Annotated in this window: 17 protein-coding genes; 2 read left to right on the top strand and 15 right to left on the bottom strand. The window is 43.7% G+C overall.

What is annotated here, in order from left to right; genetic code table 11:
* Positions 1–105 precede the first annotated feature (105 nt).
* The 4 genes from FD04_RS06015 to argS form a co-directional block, all read right to left on the bottom strand.
* Positions 106–447, bottom strand: coding sequence for a YlbF family regulator (locus tag FD04_RS06015; protein WP_054699911.1), 342 nt, complete (start codon positions 445–447; stop codon positions 106–108).
* Between the two features lie 57 nt (positions 448–504).
* Entirely contained in the window at positions 505–2625 is a 2121-nt protein-coding gene (locus FD04_RS06010; RefSeq protein ID WP_056947704.1) for a PBP1A family penicillin-binding protein, read from the bottom strand.
* Positions 2626–3038: 413 nt separating this feature from the next.
* Entirely contained in the window at positions 3039–3506 is a 468-nt protein-coding gene (argR, locus tag FD04_RS06005; RefSeq protein ID WP_056947702.1) for an arginine repressor, read from the bottom strand.
* A 195-nt stretch (positions 3507–3701) separates the two neighbouring features.
* On the bottom strand, positions 3702–5393 hold the full coding sequence (argS, locus tag FD04_RS06000) for an arginine--tRNA ligase (RefSeq protein ID WP_056947701.1): 1692 nt from the start codon (positions 5391–5393) through the stop codon (positions 3702–3704).
* Between the two features lie 429 nt (positions 5394–5822).
* On the opposite strand from argS, the gene FD04_RS05995 reads away from it, so the two are divergent.
* Entirely contained in the window at positions 5823–7250 is a 1428-nt protein-coding gene (locus tag FD04_RS05995; RefSeq protein WP_056947699.1) for an APC family permease, read from the top strand.
* 78 nt (positions 7251–7328) lie between these two features.
* On the opposite strand, the gene FD04_RS05990 is transcribed toward FD04_RS05995, so the two are convergent.
* Together FD04_RS05990 and FD04_RS05985 are read right to left on the bottom strand one after the other, a co-directional pair.
* Positions 7329–8288 (bottom strand): DMT family transporter, encoded by a 960-nt coding sequence (locus FD04_RS05990; RefSeq protein WP_054699907.1) that lies wholly within the window; start codon positions 8286–8288, stop codon positions 7329–7331.
* Positions 8289–8351: 63 nt separating this feature from the next.
* Positions 8352–9299: a helix-turn-helix transcriptional regulator gene (locus FD04_RS05985; protein WP_056947696.1), complete on the bottom strand. Its 948-nt coding sequence runs from the start codon at positions 9297–9299 to the stop codon at positions 8352–8354.
* Positions 9300–9380: 81 nt separating this feature from the next.
* On the opposite strand from FD04_RS05985, the gene FD04_RS05980 reads away from it, so the two are divergent.
* Positions 9381–9890, top strand: coding sequence for an effector binding domain-containing protein (locus FD04_RS05980; protein WP_056947694.1), 510 nt, complete (start codon positions 9381–9383; stop codon positions 9888–9890).
* Between the two features lie 43 nt (positions 9891–9933).
* Here the strand turns inward: FD04_RS05980 and FD04_RS05975 are convergent, their stop codons facing one another.
* The 9 genes from FD04_RS05975 to larD all read right to left on the bottom strand — a co-directional run bounded on the left by FD04_RS05975 (position 9934) and on the right by larD (position 18163).
* Positions 9934–10458 (bottom strand): folate family ECF transporter S component, encoded by a 525-nt coding sequence (locus FD04_RS05975; protein WP_235805661.1) that lies wholly within the window; start codon positions 10456–10458, stop codon positions 9934–9936.
* A gap of 198 nt (positions 10459–10656) precedes the next feature.
* A complete protein-coding gene (locus FD04_RS12455) occupies positions 10657–10878 on the bottom strand; it encodes a hypothetical protein (protein ID WP_054699901.1) in 222 nt (73 codons plus the stop codon).
* Between the two features lie 401 nt (positions 10879–11279).
* Positions 11280–12041 (bottom strand): ABC transporter ATP-binding protein, encoded by a 762-nt coding sequence (locus FD04_RS05965; RefSeq protein ID WP_054699900.1) that lies wholly within the window; start codon positions 12039–12041, stop codon positions 11280–11282.
* The gene (locus FD04_RS05960; RefSeq protein WP_054699898.1) at positions 12022–12984 is read right to left on the bottom strand and encodes a FecCD family ABC transporter permease; all 963 of its coding nucleotides are present in this window, start codon (positions 12982–12984) and stop codon (positions 12022–12024) included. Before FD04_RS05960 ends, FD04_RS05965 begins: the two co-directional genes overlap by 20 nt.
* 4 nt (positions 12985–12988) lie before the next feature.
* Complete coding sequence (gene isdE, locus FD04_RS05955; protein ID WP_056947690.1) at positions 12989–13873, bottom strand: heme ABC transporter substrate-binding protein IsdE; 885 nt, start codon at positions 13871–13873, stop codon at positions 12989–12991.
* A gap of 10 nt (positions 13874–13883) precedes the next feature.
* Entirely contained in the window at positions 13884–14708 is an 825-nt protein-coding gene (locus FD04_RS05950; RefSeq protein ID WP_056947688.1) for an NEAT domain-containing protein, read from the bottom strand.
* Entirely contained in the window at positions 14708–16006 is a 1299-nt protein-coding gene (locus FD04_RS05945) for an LPXTG cell wall anchor domain-containing protein (RefSeq protein ID WP_056947687.1), read from the bottom strand. The genes FD04_RS05950 and FD04_RS05945 overlap by 1 nt, the downstream gene beginning before the upstream one ends.
* Before the next feature lie 289 nt (positions 16007–16295).
* On the bottom strand, positions 16296–17258 hold the full coding sequence (locus FD04_RS05940; protein ID WP_056947685.1) for an alcohol dehydrogenase catalytic domain-containing protein: 963 nt from the start codon (positions 17256–17258) through the stop codon (positions 16296–16298).
* 191 nt (positions 17259–17449) lie between these two features.
* Positions 17450–18163: a D/L-lactic acid transporter LarD gene (gene larD / locus FD04_RS05935; protein ID WP_056947683.1), complete on the bottom strand. Its 714-nt coding sequence runs from the start codon at positions 18161–18163 to the stop codon at positions 17450–17452.
* Between the last annotated feature and the right edge of the window lie 223 nt (positions 18164–18386).

Raw genomic sequence — 18386 nt, 5'->3', positions numbered from 1 at the left:
CAATTGTTTCACGATAATAAAAACGTCTCACCAAACCATCTATAATTAGACTGTTTGGTGAGACGTTATCAGTGAATGATCTTCACCAATGAATACATCCGAACTTTAGTTACGGTATAGATCTTGAATTGGCTTGGTAATCTCGTTGTTAAGTTTAGCCAGCAACTCGTTGACGGCCTTTTCTTGGTCCATTAAGGCTTTAATAACGGCCTTTTCACCGACTTTTTGGGCGAGCTCTTGCGCGTGCTTCATCTCATCTTCACTTAATTGTTGTCCTTGCATCTGTTTTTGTTGCAAGTTCAATTGTAATGCTTGGAAGTCCTTAAATAAATCATAGGCTTCTTGGTCAGCCTTCATCGTGTTGTAAGCTGATTGAAGCGTTGTAAATTCATCTGAAGCTGCTAATTGGTCGCGCAGGTCTCCAGCGGTTTTTAAAATGTCTGCCATTACAGCGTCCTCCTGTCTTAAGTACCTACATATTGTATCATGAAACCGTTTGAAAGCCTAGTTGCCAAACGTATCTGACCACCATTTTTTCACCGTATCAGCCGCGTTGGAAGCACCTTGTTCAATTTGGTCACCCACACTTGAGGCCCCGTTTTGAACGTTGTCCCAGAAACTGCTATTTGATTGTGATGCTTTTGCCAATGTAGCGGCGTCTTTGGTGTTAAAACTCGTTTGTTTGGTGTACGGTAAGATTTCTTCCATCTCAGTTTTGAACAACGGACCAACACCGGTTCCACTAAGATTTTCCAGATGGTGACTAGAATTAGTATTATCAAAGCCTTCCCAGGTGGCTAACACCACGTCTGGGGTGTAACCAACGATCCACTTATCACGGGTTGCGTCGCCATCACCAGTCGCATCAGCTTCCGTACTACCAGTTTTACCAGCCACGGAGTAGCCGTATGGTTTGGCGGTAGCACCAGTCCCACTATTAAAGACGCCCAGCATCATACTTGTCATCTCTTTTGCAACCTTTGCTGACATGACTTGATGCGACGAAACGTCTGGTGAACTCACGATGACGTTACCAGAGGCGTCAACGATTTTGCGAATATAGTGAGTGTCCGTTCGAGTGCCGTCGTTAGCAAAGGCCGAATAGGCTTCAGCTAACTCTTGTGGCGAAACACCTTCTTTTAGGCCACCAAGCGCTAGCGCCAGGTTTTTGTCCGATTTTGTGACTGGTAAACCAAACTTTTTGACGGATTCATAACCCTTATTCACACCAATCTTATTCAGCAACCAAACTGCCGGTGCATTCACACTATTAGCTAATGCCTGGTACATCGGCATTTTCCCAGAATAAACATTGTTGTAATTCTTAGGTGTGTAATGATTGGTGCCATACGATGTTTTTTTATCCTGCAGTTCTGAATCGTAGAAGTAGCCACTCTCAATCGCTGGCGTGTACACTGCAAGTGGTTTAATTGTCGATCCTGGCTGCCGCTTAATTTGGGTCGCTCGGTTATACCCTCTAAAGACGTGTTTGCCCCGGCCACCAACAACGGCCATCACACCACCATTATTGGGGTTCACCGCTACTGAGGCGGCCTGTACTTTGGTGCCGTCAGCCGCGTTTGAAGGGAACAAGTAGCTATTTTTAAAGTTACTTTGTAGTTTTGATTGATAATTTTGATCCAAATAAGTATAAATTTTATAACCGTGATTCATGATCTCAGACTCGGTTAACCCGTACTTCGAGATGGCCTCATTGATGACCGCGTCAAAGTAATACGGATAACGATATGAATCCTTGTACTGATAGGTATCACTGGTTACCACAGCCGTATTTTGATAGGCCGCCGCCTGTGATTTTGTAATTGCCCCGGTTTCCGCCATTAATCCAAGCACGACGTTTCGACGCTGCTTAGCTGCTTCTGGGTGGTCGATGGGATTATAACCACTTGGCGATGTCAGCATTCCGGCAATCACAGCTGCTTGTGGCACCGTTAGATTCGCTGCGCTGGTCCCGAAGTACTTCTCCGCAGCATCTTGGACACCCCAGACCCCATTACCAAAGTAGGCGTTATTTAAATACATGGATAAAATATCTGACTTGGAATAGACGTTTTCAACTTCAATAGAATAAAACAATTCTTTTGCCTTCCGCGTGAACGTCTGTTCCTGTGTTAAATAGGCGTTTTTGACCAGTTGCTGAGTTAGTGTACTCCCGCCACCACTAATATAATCGCGATTTAGCAGTTTATTTTTGATCAGCAAGAACACAGCGCGACCAATCCCGGACACTGAAAAGCCATGTTCGTGGTAAAAGTTACGGTCTTCGGTCGAAATCACCGCTTTTTGAACATTCGGCGATATTTTACTGAGTGGCACGTAAGTTCCCTTTTGAGCGTACAGCGAGCCCGCCTTGCTGTTATTTTTATCGTAAATATAAGTTGTTTTTTCGAGTTGGGCCTTTAAATTACCAACATTGGCCGTCTTGGCTTCAAAGGTCATCACAGCACTGAGTACAAAAATCAAGCCGAGGATGAGTACAATGAACCAGCGTGTTAGCTGATAACGATGCCATACTCGACCCAATCGTTTTTTAAAGCGCTGATAATACGGCGATACCATCGCACGAAATCTCTGATTTGATTGATTTCCCCGTTTATTATTCATTCTAATTCCTCAACAAGTAAAAGATTTGCATCTTTCATTTTAGCATATTCTATAAAATCAGTTGCGATTGCTTTCAAACTTTAACGGAGCTTAAATAACTACTCATGATATTTCTGTAACGTGTGCTGAAAAACAATTTCCGGCCGTGTAAGCAAATAATCCGTATGACCCAAGCTTGACACACCGTTGTTTCAGCGCTGAAACGTGCAACAACTCTGGCAGCACCCGGCCATATAACGAGACCCCACCAAAACATCAAAAGCAGATGTTTCGGTGGAATAACGCGGTCATATACCTGAAACGTGTGCTAAAAAGCAATTCCCGGCCGTGTAAGCAAACAATCCGCATGACCCAAAACAGGTCACACGGATTGTTTGCTTACACTCTGGGAATTAACCGCTTTTTATCACACTCTAGTGAACAATATCCGGATTCATATTCTCCGCAATTTCATCGTTCAACTGTTGCGCAACCTCTGCATTTGGACTGATGACCAAAATCGTGTCGTGACCCGCTAAGGTCCCGACGACTTCTGGTAACTTTAAATCATCCAAAATTGCAGCTAACAGGTTGCCATTGCTTGGTAAAGTTCTGATCACGTTCATAAATTCAATTCGCGTTAAGCCAATAACCACCTCATTGATGGTTTCGCGAAGGTGTTCTTCTTCTGACTTATTACCAGGTTTAAAGATTGTATAACGCAAGTGTCCATGGCCATCTTGGGCTTTGACTACCTGCATCTCGCGAATGTCGCGTGAGATTGTTGCTTGCGTCGCCTTAATCCCAATATCTTTTAGATGACGCATTAGGTCTTCTTGCGTACCAATCGGATACTGATTGATCAATTGTTCAATCCGTGATTGTCGAATACTTTTTTTCATCCTAATGCAGCCCCCTTCAACTGTAATAACACTGAGATTATTATAACAAACTGAGATGATTATGGCTACTTTTAATTGAATATTTATTTATGATTTGACCTAATCCCGGTATTATTTGGGTAAAAACTAGCCTAAAATTCAAAAAAATGCAGATTCACAATCATGTGAGTCTGCATTTTATGAGAAAATACTGGTTTACATTTCGTCTGGTGCTTCGACACCTAAGAGACGAAGTGATTCCTTTAAGACGGTTGAAACACTCTTGACCAACGCGATCCGAGCTGGCTTTTCAGCATCATCAGCCAAAATCTTTGAGTGTGCGTAATACTTGTTGAAACTCTTAGCCAACCGAATTGAATATTTAGCAATATCTGATGGTTCGAATTCCTTCAAAGCTTCAACCACAGTATCTGGGAAATCGGCTAAGGCCTTGATGGTATCCCAAGCTTCCGGATCTGAAATTTTAGCGTCAGCAGTTGGTACTTCAACGTCGCTAGCTTTCCGCAAAATACTTTCAGCACGAGCGTGAGCGTATTGAACGTAAGGGCCGGTTTCGCCTTCGAACTTCAATTGTTCTTCCAAGTTGAAGTCAATACTGTTCATCCGTTCGTTCTTCAAGTCACCGAAGATAATGGCACCGACACCAACCTGTTTAGCAACTTGGTCTTTGTTGGCCAAGTCTGGGTTCTTAGCCGCGATTTGTTTTTGAGCCATCTCGATCGCATCATCCAGCACTTCGTCTAGCAAGATGATCCGACCAGAACGCGTTGACAACTTCTTACCGTTAACAGTGATCAAACCAAATGGAATGTGGTGTAAATCTTTAGCAGATGGCAGACCCATTTCGGTCAACACTGCCTTTAATTGCTTGAAGTAGTACATTTGTTCAGAACCAACCACGTATAAGTTCATAGCTGGGTGATAAGTGTTTTCACGGTAAACTGCAGTTGCAATATCACGGGTGATATATAACGACGCACCGTCACTCTTCAAAATTAAGGCAGGGTTCAAGTCATACTTATCCAAGTTGACCACTTGCGCACCTTGGGATTCTTTCAAGAGTCCCTTATCTTTTAATTCATCAATAACGGCTTGCATCTTATCGTTATAGAATGCTTCACCATTATAGGTATCAAACTTGACGCCTAATTTATCATAAATGGCATTGAAAGCCTTCAATGATTCGTCACGGAACCATGACCAGAGTTCGTGAGCTTGTTGATCACCATCTTCAAGCTTCTTAAACCATTCACGCGCTTCGTCGTCCAATTCAGGATGCTCAACGTCTTCCTTATGGAACTTGACGTAATATTGAACCAAATAACTAATTGGATCCTTCTTGACGTCTTCTTCATTGCCCCACTTCAAGTAAGCCGTAATCAATTTACCGAATTGAGTTCCCCAGTCACCAAGGTGATTATCCTTGATAGGCTTGTACCCGTTCTTCTTCAAGATTTCGGCAATCGAGTTCCCAATCACAGTTGAACGCAAATGACCCATTGAAATTGGTTTAGCGATGTTAGGTGATGACATATCGATTGGCACGTTACCGCCATTACCGTTCTGGTTTTGACCGTAGTCAGCGCCTTGGGTTAAAACGTTGCCCAAAATTTCGGCACTAAAAGCTGCTTTGTCCAAGAAGAAGTTCAGGTATGGTCCAGCAACTTCCACCTTATCAAATTTTGAAGCATCAATCTTTTCTGCTAAATCAGCAGCGATTTGTTGCGGTGCTTTTTTGAAAATTTTGGCCAAAGTGAAGGCTGGAAAGGCATAATCACCCTTCGCAGTATCCTTAGGCCGTTCGATCTTTTGGTAAATCTCTTCAGCTGATAACACATCTGTCAATGCTGGGGCTAACGTTTCAGCAACCATTTTTTTGTAATCCATTGCACACACTCCTCTTTTTTTATTAATTTCAGTCTAATTCGATTGCACTGGGGTATAAAAAAAGTCTCTCCCCTACAATCGATATTGTAAGAGACGAGACTACCCGCGGTACCACTCTTGTTGATATAAATTATCCACTCAACTATTAACTTGTACGTTCTAAAGAGTGCGCTTCGTTAAGTTAGTCATCTGGCTTCCATCATCCCAGACTCGCTGATCACTAATTGGTTAACTACTCTTCTCTTATGATTGAACGGGATTACCGTGGTAATCTCACTTGTAGCATTCTATAACAGTTTCCAGACGAACACAAGCAAATAACGTAAATTTTTACTTTCAACTGCAATCTATCCGCGCCATTGACACTTTCCATCAAAATCATTAGAATTAAATGTTAAATCAATTAATTTATTTGAAAGGAGCTTGGTTATGAATCATTCCAAGAAATCATCCACGCTCTTTCTTCGTAAAGATATCAAAACTGACATTTTTAAGAAGACTGGTTTGGAAAAGTCTTTAACAGCTTTCAGCCTAATTACAATGGGGGTTGGCGCAATCGTCGGTGCTGGGATCTTTATCACACCAGGTATTATTGCGGCTAAGTATACAGGACCTGGTGCTTTTCTAGCCTTCGTCCTTGCAGCCGTTGTGTGTTCACTAGCCGCCCTGTGTTACTCAGAGTTTTCGTCAACTATCCCACTAGCTGGGAGTGCTTACACATACATATACGCCGTTTTCGGCGAATTTATTGCTTGGATCCTTGGTTGGGCGCTTGTGTCTGAATATTTATTTTCTGTATCGGCCGTGGCGGCCAGTTGGTCGTCCTATTTTCAAAATATTTTGGCTGGCTTCCACATCTACTTGCCAGAAGCCCTGAAAGCGGCCTATGGAACCGCTGGTATGCCTCACGCCATTTTTGATTTGCCCGCATTTATCATCATTATGATTGTTTCATTCTTACTAATTGGTGGTGTTCGTGAGTCAGCTCGAATTAATGCGATTATGGTCATTCTTAAAATTATGGTGATTATTTTGTTCATCGTTGTCGGCGTGTTTTACGTCCGACCAGCCAACTTTAACCCCTTCTTACCATTCGGTGCTAAGGGGATTGTTTCCGGAGCAGCGGTTGCCTTTTACGCCTACATTGGCTTTGATGCCGTTTCTACCGCAGCTGAGGAAGTCAAAAATCCGCAAAAGAACGTTCCGGTTGGCATCATCGGTTCACTCTTGCTCGCAACGGCGCTGTACATCGCCCTCTCCCTAGTCTTAGTCGGAATCGTAAAATACACCAAGCTCAACGTAGCTGATCCAGTTGCCTACGCATTACACTTCATTCACCAAGACTGGGTATCAGGGATCGTGTCACTTGGTGCCGTCATTGGGATGACAACGGTGTTGATCGTCTTTCTTTACGGTGGTACGCGACTCGTGTTTGCCATTAGCCGTGACGGTTTATTGCCTAACGTCTTTAGTCATTTAAACCCTAAAACCCACGTACCGGTGACTAATACTTGGCTATTTGGGATTCTCGGTAGCTTTTTTGCTTGTGTGATCCCAATTGATAAAATTACCGAACTAGTTAATATTGGAACGTTGTTTGCTTTCGCAATGGTTTCAATCGGCATCGTTTTCTTACGTCGTAACCCCGAATTCAACCAATTAGATTCGGCCTTCCGAGTACCATTTTACCCAGTATTACCAATCGTTTCATTCGTACTATGTGTTGTTTTGATGTTAGAGCTCAAAGCCTTTACCTGGATTGCCTTTTTCATTTGGTTAATCATCGGCCTCATCTTCTACTTCAGCTATGGCTATCGTCACAGTGCCGTTCGTCGGCGACACGATGCACAAGAATAGCAAAATCAATTTAAAATCTAAAAGGCGCAGATTTCCATCGGAAGTCTGCGCCTTTAATTGTGCTATTCTCAGTACGGATCAAAGCACCCGAATGACAGTCACGCCAGCAATCATGACTAACAGCCCAACAATTTGGATGAACGAGACTGGATGTTGCTCAGAGCCCAGCCAGCCAAATTGATCAATCAAGAGACTACCAATCATCAACCCGACTAGGACGATGATAACTGCCAAACCGGTTCCGACAATTGGCACCAGGTAGACATTGCCCAATACAAAGAGCGCGCCTAAAACGCCACCAATCCAGATCCACCATGGATGGCGCTCAGTCTTAAACTGATTGGTTTGAAACGGCGGTCGTAAAATCAACACAATAACGATCAACGTCAGGGTGCCGACCAAAAACGAGATGTAAGCCGCTTGAATTTTAGACCCCAATACATTGCCTAGATGACCGTTGACAGCTGTTTGGGTAGCACTCAGCATCCCTGCTAAGACCCCGAACAACCGCCACATCATTAGATTGCCTTGACGCGGTGTTGCAATTGTTGGACTTTCTTCAAAACTTGCTTGATCAGCCCGACGTGTCAACCAAGCATCACCAGCAACCGTCACAATCACGCCAAGTAGCACGAGTAATGCACCCAGACCACGCAAAACTGTGAGCGGACTGGTAGGTGAATAAAACAACCCAAAATTATCAATGAGTAAGCCAGCCAAAATCTGCCCCAAAACCGGCATAATGACGGTTTGAACACTCCCTAATTTCGGAAATAACACGATGTTACCAGTTAAGTAAATTACACCAAATAAACCGCCCAACCACAGCCAAAACGGTTGGTGTGCCACCAAATTCATCGACACCCAAGGTAATCGGTGATCAATCATTGTCATGACGGCCAGAAAAAGCGTGCCAATCCCGAATGAAACCAACGAGGCCCAAAATGGCGACCCCAAAGCAGCACGTAGCTTCGAATTAATACTGGTTTGCATCGGCAACCCAATGCCAATGACTAGCCCAATCGCAATTGCTAACATGTGTACTTCCCCCAATACTTGAAATTTAGAGACGCCATAGTATGACCGAACTGGTTGATAAAGTCAATCAAAAGGATTAAAAAGCTTAAATTGTGGATCCGTCGTCGGATATTGACCTAAAACTCGCCCTAAATAGATCCTTAACCCTGTCACAAACTGTGGCGCATCACAAATTTTGACGTGCACACCCAAAGATAAAATAAAGCGGTAGCCTGAATCAGTCTGTGGTAGCTGTAAATGGGCTCGAAAATGAGTCTTGCTTTCATCGCTGATCACCCGGCTGCTAAATCGTTCAACTATCACATCACGCACAATATTGTCAGCCAGAATGGTCACTGGGACGAACTTCGGTAACTCATAGCCGATGTTATCAAATTGACCGATTGGTATTTCTCTGGGCTGAAAGGTCACCGGTAAAAATTCGATCGTTCTGATTCTGGAAAGTCGAAAGGTTCGAAATGCCTGCCGCTCTAAGCTATAACCCTGAATGTACCAGCGTTCACTTTTATAGGTCAGCCGATACGGCTCTAGCTGACGCATGGTCACGTTACCTTCACGATCACTGTAACTAAATTGAACCAACTGGTGCTTTTCAATGGCCAGATTGAACTGCACGGCTAGTTGTTTTAACTCTTCTGAGCCCGTCCAGTCCGCATGCTGAATATACAAGTTACCGTGGTCCTCAGGCTGATACATTGCGCGCATTTTTTGGACGGTTTCACGTATCGCAGGTGTATCGATCAACGATTGCACACCGCCTAACGCAACCAGCAAATTACCAATATCTGCTTCAGTTAGTAATTTTTTATCCACTTTATAGTTCGGCAAGATGCCAATGCCACCGTTGCGGCCCCGGGTCGCATAAATCGGAATGCCTGCCATGTTCAGGGCGTCAACATCTCGGTAGATCGTTCTAGTAGTCACCTCAAACTCGGTGGCCATCTCCTTAGCCGACACGCGTTCTTCACGTAATAACCACATCACCATATTCAAAAGTCGGCTTAATCTCATAAGGGTCCCTTCTTCGTAAAACATGACAAACAGTTGTCAACTTTTTATTGATACTATGAGTTTATCAGAAAGGGGCGCAAGATGACAACTATCGAGGGGTTCGCCGTTCATAAGTTACCTGCAATGACCTTAGCCACCTACGTGACCAAACTACCAATTCCCGACTCTAACGCTCATGAGATTTCGGCAGGCAAACAAGGCTTGATTGCTGGCCTCGCCCATGGCGGTAAATTGCAAGAGCTCTTGGCTCATAGTATTGACCACCGGCTATACGCAGTCAGCAGAATTCAAAACAACGTTCTGTGCTATTACGTCGGCACTCAGATTCCGCCAATCGTTCACATCGAAGAAGCCGAATGGCAATCGATTCCTGCAGGCGACTACTTAAATATGTCAGCCCGCGGCAATAACCCCCGGCAATTGCTTGATGAGCTCATCGCAACGTTTCTCGGTAAACTTCAACGACACCGCCCTAACCTGGTTCGTGATGATGGATTGATGATTGAGACAATGATTCAGAATGCTGATAAGAAATCACAAGTAGCATTACAGGTTCCGATTACCTTAAAAAGCTCACCTAGCAATCGCTAAATGAGCTTTTCGGTGTCAATACGGTCAAAACGATATTTCTGCGTTAATCAAGCCGAGAACGTTGTAGTCGTTCAATGGGAATCGCAGTGAAACATATCTTGATTAAAACGACGTAGATGCCAAAATACACAATTTCCTGCGGCACTCGAGTGTCAAATAATCCCGACCAGGCTATGCCATACATCATATGAAGCCACGTGCTGTTAAGAAATAAGTTCCAGCCAAAGTTAATCACGAAGGCAGCGATTGCGATTCGTCGCCAAGTAATGGTTTTTTGGTAAAAACAAATCCCAAAAGTATAACCCGTTAAGGCAGCGGTAATCACAAAGCCAAAGAAAAACGCGAATTTTGGAAACAGTAGCATTCCAATCAAATACGAGAGTGCGGTTACTCCCGCTGTGACCTTAGGTGGGTATAAACGAGCCATAAAGGCTGTGACAATAAATGAAAACGTAATCTTAGCCGTTAAAAATTGAATCGATAAAAAACTCCCTAATAATAGCTGCATCGCCATTAAAATTGCTAAAGTAGCGACTTGGTACGCTGAACCAACCTTAATTGCCTTCAAGATCCTTAACCCCTCTTAATCATAATCGTTGTGCATAAAAGTAGTTTCAACTTTTATCGTACATTGAGTATACTAAAAACACGAATGATGTACAATCATTCGTGCTACCAGTTGGCAATTTCTAATTTTGTACCAATAATTAATATTATTTAATACATAATAAAGCTTCAAAAACGAACAATGAAACAATAACACCACTTAACGATCCAGATCATCCAGTTCACGCTCAGTCACAATTGAAAGGTGAATGTAAAGCGTGAACCCTACCAACAGTAGAAAAAGAACCGACAGTATTTCAAAGTTAACTGATTTCGCAGTTAACGCTAGATGTAGGGCGGGAACTGCGAGACTGACATAACCAGACAAAGTCATCAACCGCTCGATGACAGCTAGTGTCCGTGGCTTGAAAACTGGCGTCACTATTCGTGCTCTAAAAAAGCGGTAAAACATGAATATTAAACAATTAGTTAAAGTCAGACAGGCAGAAATACCAGCGAACTTCACTGCAGTTAGTATCAACGTCATCGTACACAATAGACTACTAAAAAGAAGGCTCAATATTTTCATTTTCATCGTAAGTTGCATTGAATAGGCTCCGTTTCTCATCCGAACTTGTAAGAAAACCTATTTAACACTAATTCGCAGCAAAAATCTAGTCATTTTCAGATATTCTTTCATACTATTCTACTTTAAATCTGAAATAATATTGTGATTTTCACGTATTAAACAGTAATGAAACCGGTTCATGAGTATCAGTGGTAACTTTTGAAATGCTCGACAAATAAAAATCGTGTGACAGGCCCGCCGTCACACGATTCATGTTAATCACTTAATTGCACAATGTACGGTCCGTAATCAGGGACGGTTACAATCTCGACTTTCAAACCAAACGTTGTGCTGAGTAATTGCGCGTCCAACAACTTGACCGGCTCATCAGCTGCTACCAATCGCCCCTGCTTAATCAGCCAAATCCAATCACTGATCTTAAAGGCCTGGTTAATATCGTGAAGAATCAACACAATGGTAATCTTTTGCGTGCGATTCAATTCCTTAATCAAACTCATGAGGTCTTGTTGATAGCGGATATCAAGGTAAGTCGTTGGTTCATCTAAGAAGAGATACTGCGGCTCTTGCGCTAACGCCGCAGCCAGCCAAACGCGTTGCTGTTGACCACCAGATAGCGATTGTAATGGTCGATGAATCAGTTCTTCAAGGTGCACCTGGGTTAAAAACGGTCGAATCTCCTCATCGGGAATCGTTGCCAGTAATGAGTGAAAGGGTAATCTACCAGTTTTAACCACCTCGCCCACCGTCATTTCGTCATATACTTGATGCTGTTGACTGACAAGCGCGATTTTAGTTGCGCGTTGGCGTTTAGATAATTGAGCTACTGGCTGATTGTCAACTAGAACTTGCCCATGCTCGGGTGGCAAAGTCCCCATCAACAGTTTGAGTAACGTCGATTTACCAGCGCCATTTGGTCCAATGATGGTTAATATCTGGCTCTCAGGAACTGTCGCTGTAAAATCAGTAATCTGCCGTTGCGATGCGCCATAACTGTAATCAACGTGACGTAATTCCATGGAACCCCTCCCTTTGAACTAAATAAACTAAGAATGGGCCGCCAATCACTGCCAGCAAGACTGCCGCAGAAATTTCGCTTGGCAAGATTACGGTTCGCCCGATCGTATCAATGACTAACAAGAGCCAGCCGCCACTGAGCATTGAAAATGGTAACAGCGTTTGGTAATCATACCCAACAATTCGCCGGGCAATATTCGGGACAATGATGCCAATAAACGGTAACGTTCCAACTGCCGACGTGACGTCCGCAGAGAGGTAAATGACCAGAGCTAATAGCCCTAATCGCATCGCCAGCACCGGTACACCCACAGTCGCCAGTTGATCATCTGGGAGTTTCAGGTCGTTAGCCCACGGCGCTAAGAGTAACACTGCCACTAATCCAATACAGCCACTGATTAACAGCACCCACACGGTTGACCACGTGAGTCCATTAAACCCAATGTTATTACCGACGTTAATGCCTTTCGTAAATAATTGTTGTAGCCCAGTGAAAGTCAGGTTCAATGCGACACCAACGATAATTAATTGATACGGATGCTGCATCGTTTGACGATTTGCAAGTAACGCAAACGCAATCACACCGCCAATCAGGGCTAGCATAAATTTTTGCAGACCAAAAGCCGGTAGAATCATGCCACCAAGTAGCATCATTAATTCACCGGCGCTGGTTACCCCTAAAATGGTGGGGTCAGCCAATCGATTTCGAAAAACGGCCTGACTTAATGCCCCAGCAGATGCAAGCATGCCACCCGCAATCAAGGCTGCCACGATTCGTGGTAGGCGAAAGTCTAAGACCGTCGCTAATAAGTCTGGACGCTGAGCGCTAAACACCTGCCATAATTGCTGAACAGATATAAACGTCGTCCCAACCATCAAACTGATGATAGTCGTGATTAAAATGAATACACAGACTAAACTGTATGCAATCGATTCTTTGGTCATCACGTTAACTCCCTGGGTACAACCACTTAGAGACCTGTTTGAGTGCCGTTGCGGCCCGCATATTGGCAGTTGCATCAAAATTTGGTTCTTGCAAATCATACACGCGCTTGGCCTTTACCGCTGGTGTATCAGCCCAAAACGATTGTGATTTGAAAGTGCTATTGAACTGTGACGTCACCATTTCGGGCATCGCATGCTCCAATCGTAAGATCACTTGTGGTTTCGCATTTCGAATCGCTTCGTCGTTAGGTTGCATGTACGCCTGGTTTTTAGAAGTGAAGACATTTTGCCCCCCTGCCAACCGAACTAAATCACCCACGTAGGATTGATTAGTGCATACCATGTAGCCGGCACCAGGCAAGCCCATTAGGACAAGCACACGCGGCTTAGTCTGACCCTTTGCGCGATTTTTGGCCCGCTTGATGGCTTGATTGATCGTGTCATTCGCCTGCTTAGCCTCAGTCTGCCGATCATACTTGTTCCCCATCTGAGTAACAGTGGACTGCAATTGGGCAACGCTGTCCAAATTTAAGAAATAAGGTTTGATGTGCTGTTGTTTAAAGGACTTTCCAAATTGATCTTTGAGCGTCGTCACGCTATAAACTGCAGTTGGATGGACGGAAGCGATTTTTTCGGCACTCGGATTCATCGGACTACCGACTCGCGTCACGTTTTTATAGCGTGCTGGCATTTTGTTCGCCGTGGTAGGCACGCCCACCAACGGTAATTTTAACTTATCGGCAATCTGAACAACTGCATAGGTGGTTGCTACAATTCGAGACTGGCGCTTCTGCTTAGCAAGTTGATGTTGTGCAAAAAGGCCGCCAATGATGCCAACCACTAAGATGATGACGATCACTATCAATGCTTTTTTTCGTGGTGACTTCAAAGTGCACCTCCTATCGTTTCTTACGCATCACAACTAAGCTGCCGCCAAGCACAATCAAAACAATGACCACAACGCCAGCAATTAAAAATGGTAGTCGTGATTGAGTCTGACTCTGATCACGGGTGTCAGTCGAGGCAGCGTTCACGTGAGAAGCGGCCGCCGAGCTAACTTGACTGGATGATGATGAGACAGGTTGACTTGATGACTGACTGTCACTTGTTTTGGTTGACTGAACACTAGCTGTGGATGAACTATTGGTTGTCTTAGCGCCATTGTCGATTTTTTTAACACTGCCGTTATCCGGCTTTGAGGACGCAGAGGTTGCGTTGGTCTGTGTTGAATGACTAGTTGTTGCCTTGGTCGCCGCACTAGTCATTGCGGCTTTACCTTTTAAACTTGGTAGCCCGTTGGTACTAAACTTAAACGTGATGTTATGGGTTGCTTTATAGACCTTGGGCACATTGATCGCCAATTTTGCATTAATTTTATGTTTCAAATTTTTAGTCGTGAATGAATAATAAAGATTGGAGTTACCAGCTCTGTCTTTGACCTTCCGCACGTGCTGTGGTTTACCACCATTCACGCTTAAAACACGAACCGGAAATGATGATAATTTTTTAGCGGTTTTAATGCGCATTGTGACCACATATTTGTGACTTTTAACCTTGACGCTGGCTGGGTGAACAAAGTACCCGCTTGCCATCGAGGTTTTATTTGTGCCATAGGTTAAGGCCCGGTAATTAAGCGCTTTAGCTGATGCCGTCGTACCAGCACTTAACACAACACCGATTCCGACCGTTGCCAAAAGCACACTCAGATATTTAAGAGCTTTCATTATTTGGCCATCTTTCTTCTATAAATTACAGTTGCGGTTACCATCACCAAACTCAACAAACCTGCAACGCCTAGTAAGACCTGCTGTTGATCGTTAGTTTGTGGTAATTTGCCGTTCGAAGTAGCTGCCTTCTTCTTAGTGTTATTATTCGTTGCTGAGACCCCAATTGGTGACGTTTCGGTATAGCCTGAGTCGGCGCCATTATCACCAGAGGTACTGTCAGCATTTGAGCTAGCTGTATTATCAGTGGTTGCACCGGTGAACTTGTAGTAAATGTCAAAGTCTGAGCTGATACTCATGGTTGGCACAGTGACGTGGATGGTTCCCTTCACTAAGTTGTTCAAAACTGACAAGCTTGGCACGTTAAAGCTGAATGAAGCCGTATAGTAGTTGCCATCTGTACCATATGAAATATCACTCACTTTAGTGCCGTTTGCAGTCAGTGGTACGAATCCTTTGGCGGTCATACCAGAGTCCTTGGCATACTTGACTTCCATGGTGATTTTATACGTACCGTCGCTTTGTTTTTCGACTTTAGCGGTGTGGGTATAGTACTGATCAGCAGCTGACTTTGATTTTTTGTCTGCTTGGAGAACTTCATAGGTTAGATTGGTGATTTTGTCATTGTTGGTGATTTGTGAACCGGAATTACTATTATTGGTATTGTTATTACCTGATGCAGCACTACTTCCGTTACTTGTAGTGCTTGAACCTTTTCCAGGAGTTGTGCTTGACCCCGAATTATTTGAGCTATTGCTATTGGATATAACACTACTTGACGAAGTACTCGTTTGAGATGAACTAGAATTTGATATTGAGCTCGTCGAACCGGAATCTACTGCCGAGCTTGAAGACGAGTTTGAAGAACTATTAGACCCTGCGTTAAAAGATCCCCAATTAACTACAAAATAACAACTTGGGCTCATGTGTACCGCTGTTACAACAAACGAAGCGGGAACCCTTGTTTCCGAAGTACTCATACTCCAGTTCAATGAATCACTCCCAGTAGTAAAAGCACTTTGATTATTAATAGTAGCTGATCCCAACAATTTCGAAACATTCGGCATGAGTGGCAGACTGATATTAGCAGTCGTTCCACTTATAACTGCTTCTCCACTTGTGGACACAAAGTTGCCAATCATTGGGACTGGACCACCGTCTGCGGTTTCAAATGAGACTGTGACTGGCACCGATTCATCAGCCTCAGCCTTCACGCCACTTAAAGCGGTTACACTTAACAGCATTGCAGCGCCCAAAATGACGCCCCCTAGCAATCGTTTTACCCAATTTTTCTTCATGAATAATTCCTCCCGGATATCTATAAACTTGATTAATGACAGTTTAACATATTTTTGGAATATATTATGACCACATTTGTATATTAATGAACAAATTATTGAATTTTCATGCTTCACAGTCATTAATCATAAATTAGAATGCCTACAAATTGCTTTATACTAAGTAGTATACCCCGAAAGTCATGAGTTAGAAAAGCCAAAATCGTTAAAAAGATGGACTTTTCACTAATCTGTTGATAAATGATTTTCCGATTTTAACTCATCTTTGTGTGTGTTTTCACCGCTAAAATTAGCTAAACTTTAGAACAATTCGTTTTTGGTGATCAACACCCGCTTCTAATTCTTGATGAGCCTGTTGGGCTTGTTCAAATGGCATGATTTTGAGCGCATCGTCAAACAACAAACCGGCTTCAAAAAGCACGTTGAGCCACTGAGCTGCTCGCGTTAATTGCTCTAAACTTGCGTGGCTGATGACGAAACCATTGATCTGTTTTTGCGACGTGTAAAACGCCCGGCCACCAAACACTTCCGGTTGAGCTGGTGCCGTGATTAACGTGACTTCCCCATTCTGACCAAGTAAATCAAGACTGATTTGCAGGTCTAACTGACCAGAAGTATCGATAACGTGGTCAACTGGGTGAATAGTGGCCGCCGCCAATGGTTGATGATAATCAAGGCAGACCGAACTGCCCAGCTGATCCAACCGATCAAAGTCAGCCGGATTAGCCGTCGTTATGACGTTGAGTCCCATTATGCTGGCTAAACGGACCAGTTTGGTGCCAACGTGGCCAGCAGCGCCTGCAATCAAAATTCGCTGTCCGGCTGAGGCGTGCATAACGTTTTTCAAAACGATTGCTGCAGTTGCAGCAGAGTGCACGGCGGCAACTAAATGGAGCGGATCCACCCCACTTGGAGAGTGATATAACCGTTCAACTGGTACTGCGACTCTTTGGGCAGTCACGCCGGAACGGCCATCGTAACCCATTGAATTACTCCAAACTAAATCACCAGGCTTAAACGTTGTCACAGCCGGCCCCACAGTTAACACACGGCCCACAAGGTCGCGGCCAATAATGTGTGGTGTGGCTAAGCTGGTCTTAAACGACCCGCTGCGGACAAATGTATCAACGTGATTGACTGATACCCCAATTGTTTCAACTAGGACATCATTTTGCCCTAAATTTGGTTCAGGTACTTCCTGGATACTGATAACCTCTGGCGCACCAAATTGTTCAAAGACTGCTGCTTTCACGTGAACCCCTCCAATAATTTCAATTTAACAATAGTTTACACCTCTTCAACCGTTCACTGTATCAGACTGGGGTGTATCTCAGAACTTTCTATCGAACCATCAAAAAAACGGCCCAAGCATCAGCCTGAACCGTTATGTCATCAAAAATCATTTTCAACTGTCAACTCGAAACCATATGTGCTTCAAATTCATTAAAGTCCTAAATAAAGTTTGCCAAAGATGGCAGCGGCGATTGCGCCAACGAATGGTGCGATACCTGGTACGATCAGCCCATATTGCCAATCGTTGCTAGCCTTACCTTTGATTGGTAAAATCGCATGCGCGATCCGTGGGCCCAAGTCCCGGGCCTGGTTCATGGCGAAACCAGTTGGTCCGCCAAGTCCCATACCGATGGCCCAAACAATAAGCCCAACACCAATTGGGACGATCCCGGGTGTTTTAATTTCAGAAACGGCTAAAATGGCCGAAATAAACAAAAAGGTATCGAAAAATTCGACGAAGAAGTTACGCGGTAAGTTGCGAACTGCAGGGGCAGTTGAGAAAATGTTACGAATCGTGTCACCATCAATTTTGCCGTATGAATGCTTAAATGAATCAGCATACATCACGTAAACAATCAGTGCACCAATAATACCACCAAGCATCTCAGCAATCACAACTGGGAAGAAAGTCCCCCAAGTCATGTTGCCAAGAATCACTTGCGTTAATGCCATGGCAGGATTAATGCAGACGTTACCAAACATAAAGAGTGAAACCGAAATCCCAAATGCCCATGTTGTGATCGCAAATAAGTGACCAGAACCGTGGTACTTGGTATCGTTCAGAACTGTGTCGGCGTGAACGCCAACCCCAAAGAGAATCATCAAAGCGGTGCCCATAAATTCAGATAATAGCTGATGCATCAAGTTCAATCCTATTCTATATAATATATAAATAATGGCGCTATGTGTTTGACAGTTGTCAATGCTTCAGTGAATGGCTGATTAAAGAGTTACCCGCTCAATGCTTTGCACATACATAAGTATCGTGTTTTCTTGACATGATTAATATTTTACCGTTTAAACTTATAAATGAAAAGTGAATTTCAAATTTGCAATCTTTTTGACATATTTTGAAAATTGAATGTAA

It is taken from the genome of Secundilactobacillus odoratitofui DSM 19909 = JCM 15043 (genome assembly GCF_001434895.1).
GTDB lineage: Bacteria > Bacillota > Bacilli > Lactobacillales > Lactobacillaceae > Secundilactobacillus > Secundilactobacillus odoratitofui.
The sequence above is the reverse complement of the archived record's forward strand: the minus strand, read 5'-3'. Positions and strand labels throughout refer to the sequence as shown.

Excerpts from the sequence above, each read along its gene's own strand:
- FD04_RS06015 (WP_054699911.1), bottom strand. The coding sequence starts at position 447 with ATGGCAGACATTTTAAAAACCGCTGGAGACCTGCGCGACCAATTAGCA.
- FD04_RS06010 (WP_056947704.1), bottom strand. The coding sequence starts at position 2,625 with ATGAATAATAAACGGGGAAATCAATCAAATCAGAGATTTCGTGCGATG.
- argR (WP_056947702.1), bottom strand. The coding sequence starts at position 3,506 with ATGAAAAAAAGTATTCGACAATCACGGATTGAACAATTGATCAATCAG.
- argS (WP_056947701.1), bottom strand. The coding sequence starts at position 5,393 with ATGGATTACAAAAAAATGGTTGCTGAAACGTTAGCCCCAGCATTGACA.
- FD04_RS05995 (WP_056947699.1), top strand. The coding sequence starts at position 5,823 with ATGAATCATTCCAAGAAATCATCCACGCTCTTTCTTCGTAAAGATATC.
- FD04_RS05990 (WP_054699907.1), bottom strand. The coding sequence starts at position 8,288 with ATGTTAGCAATTGCGATTGGGCTAGTCATTGGCATTGGGTTGCCGATG.
- FD04_RS05985 (WP_056947696.1), bottom strand. The coding sequence starts at position 9,299 with ATGAGATTAAGCCGACTTTTGAATATGGTGATGTGGTTATTACGTGAA.
- FD04_RS05980 (WP_056947694.1), top strand. The coding sequence starts at position 9,381 with ATGACAACTATCGAGGGGTTCGCCGTTCATAAGTTACCTGCAATGACC.
- FD04_RS05965 (WP_054699900.1), bottom strand. The coding sequence starts at position 12,041 with ATGGAATTACGTCACGTTGATTACAGTTATGGCGCATCGCAACGGCAG.
- FD04_RS05960 (WP_054699898.1), bottom strand. The coding sequence starts at position 12,984 with ATGACCAAAGAATCGATTGCATACAGTTTAGTCTGTGTATTCATTTTA.
- FD04_RS05950 (WP_056947688.1), bottom strand. The coding sequence starts at position 14,708 with ATGAAAGCTCTTAAATATCTGAGTGTGCTTTTGGCAACGGTCGGAATC.
- FD04_RS05945 (WP_056947687.1), bottom strand. The coding sequence starts at position 16,006 with ATGAAGAAAAATTGGGTAAAACGATTGCTAGGGGGCGTCATTTTGGGC.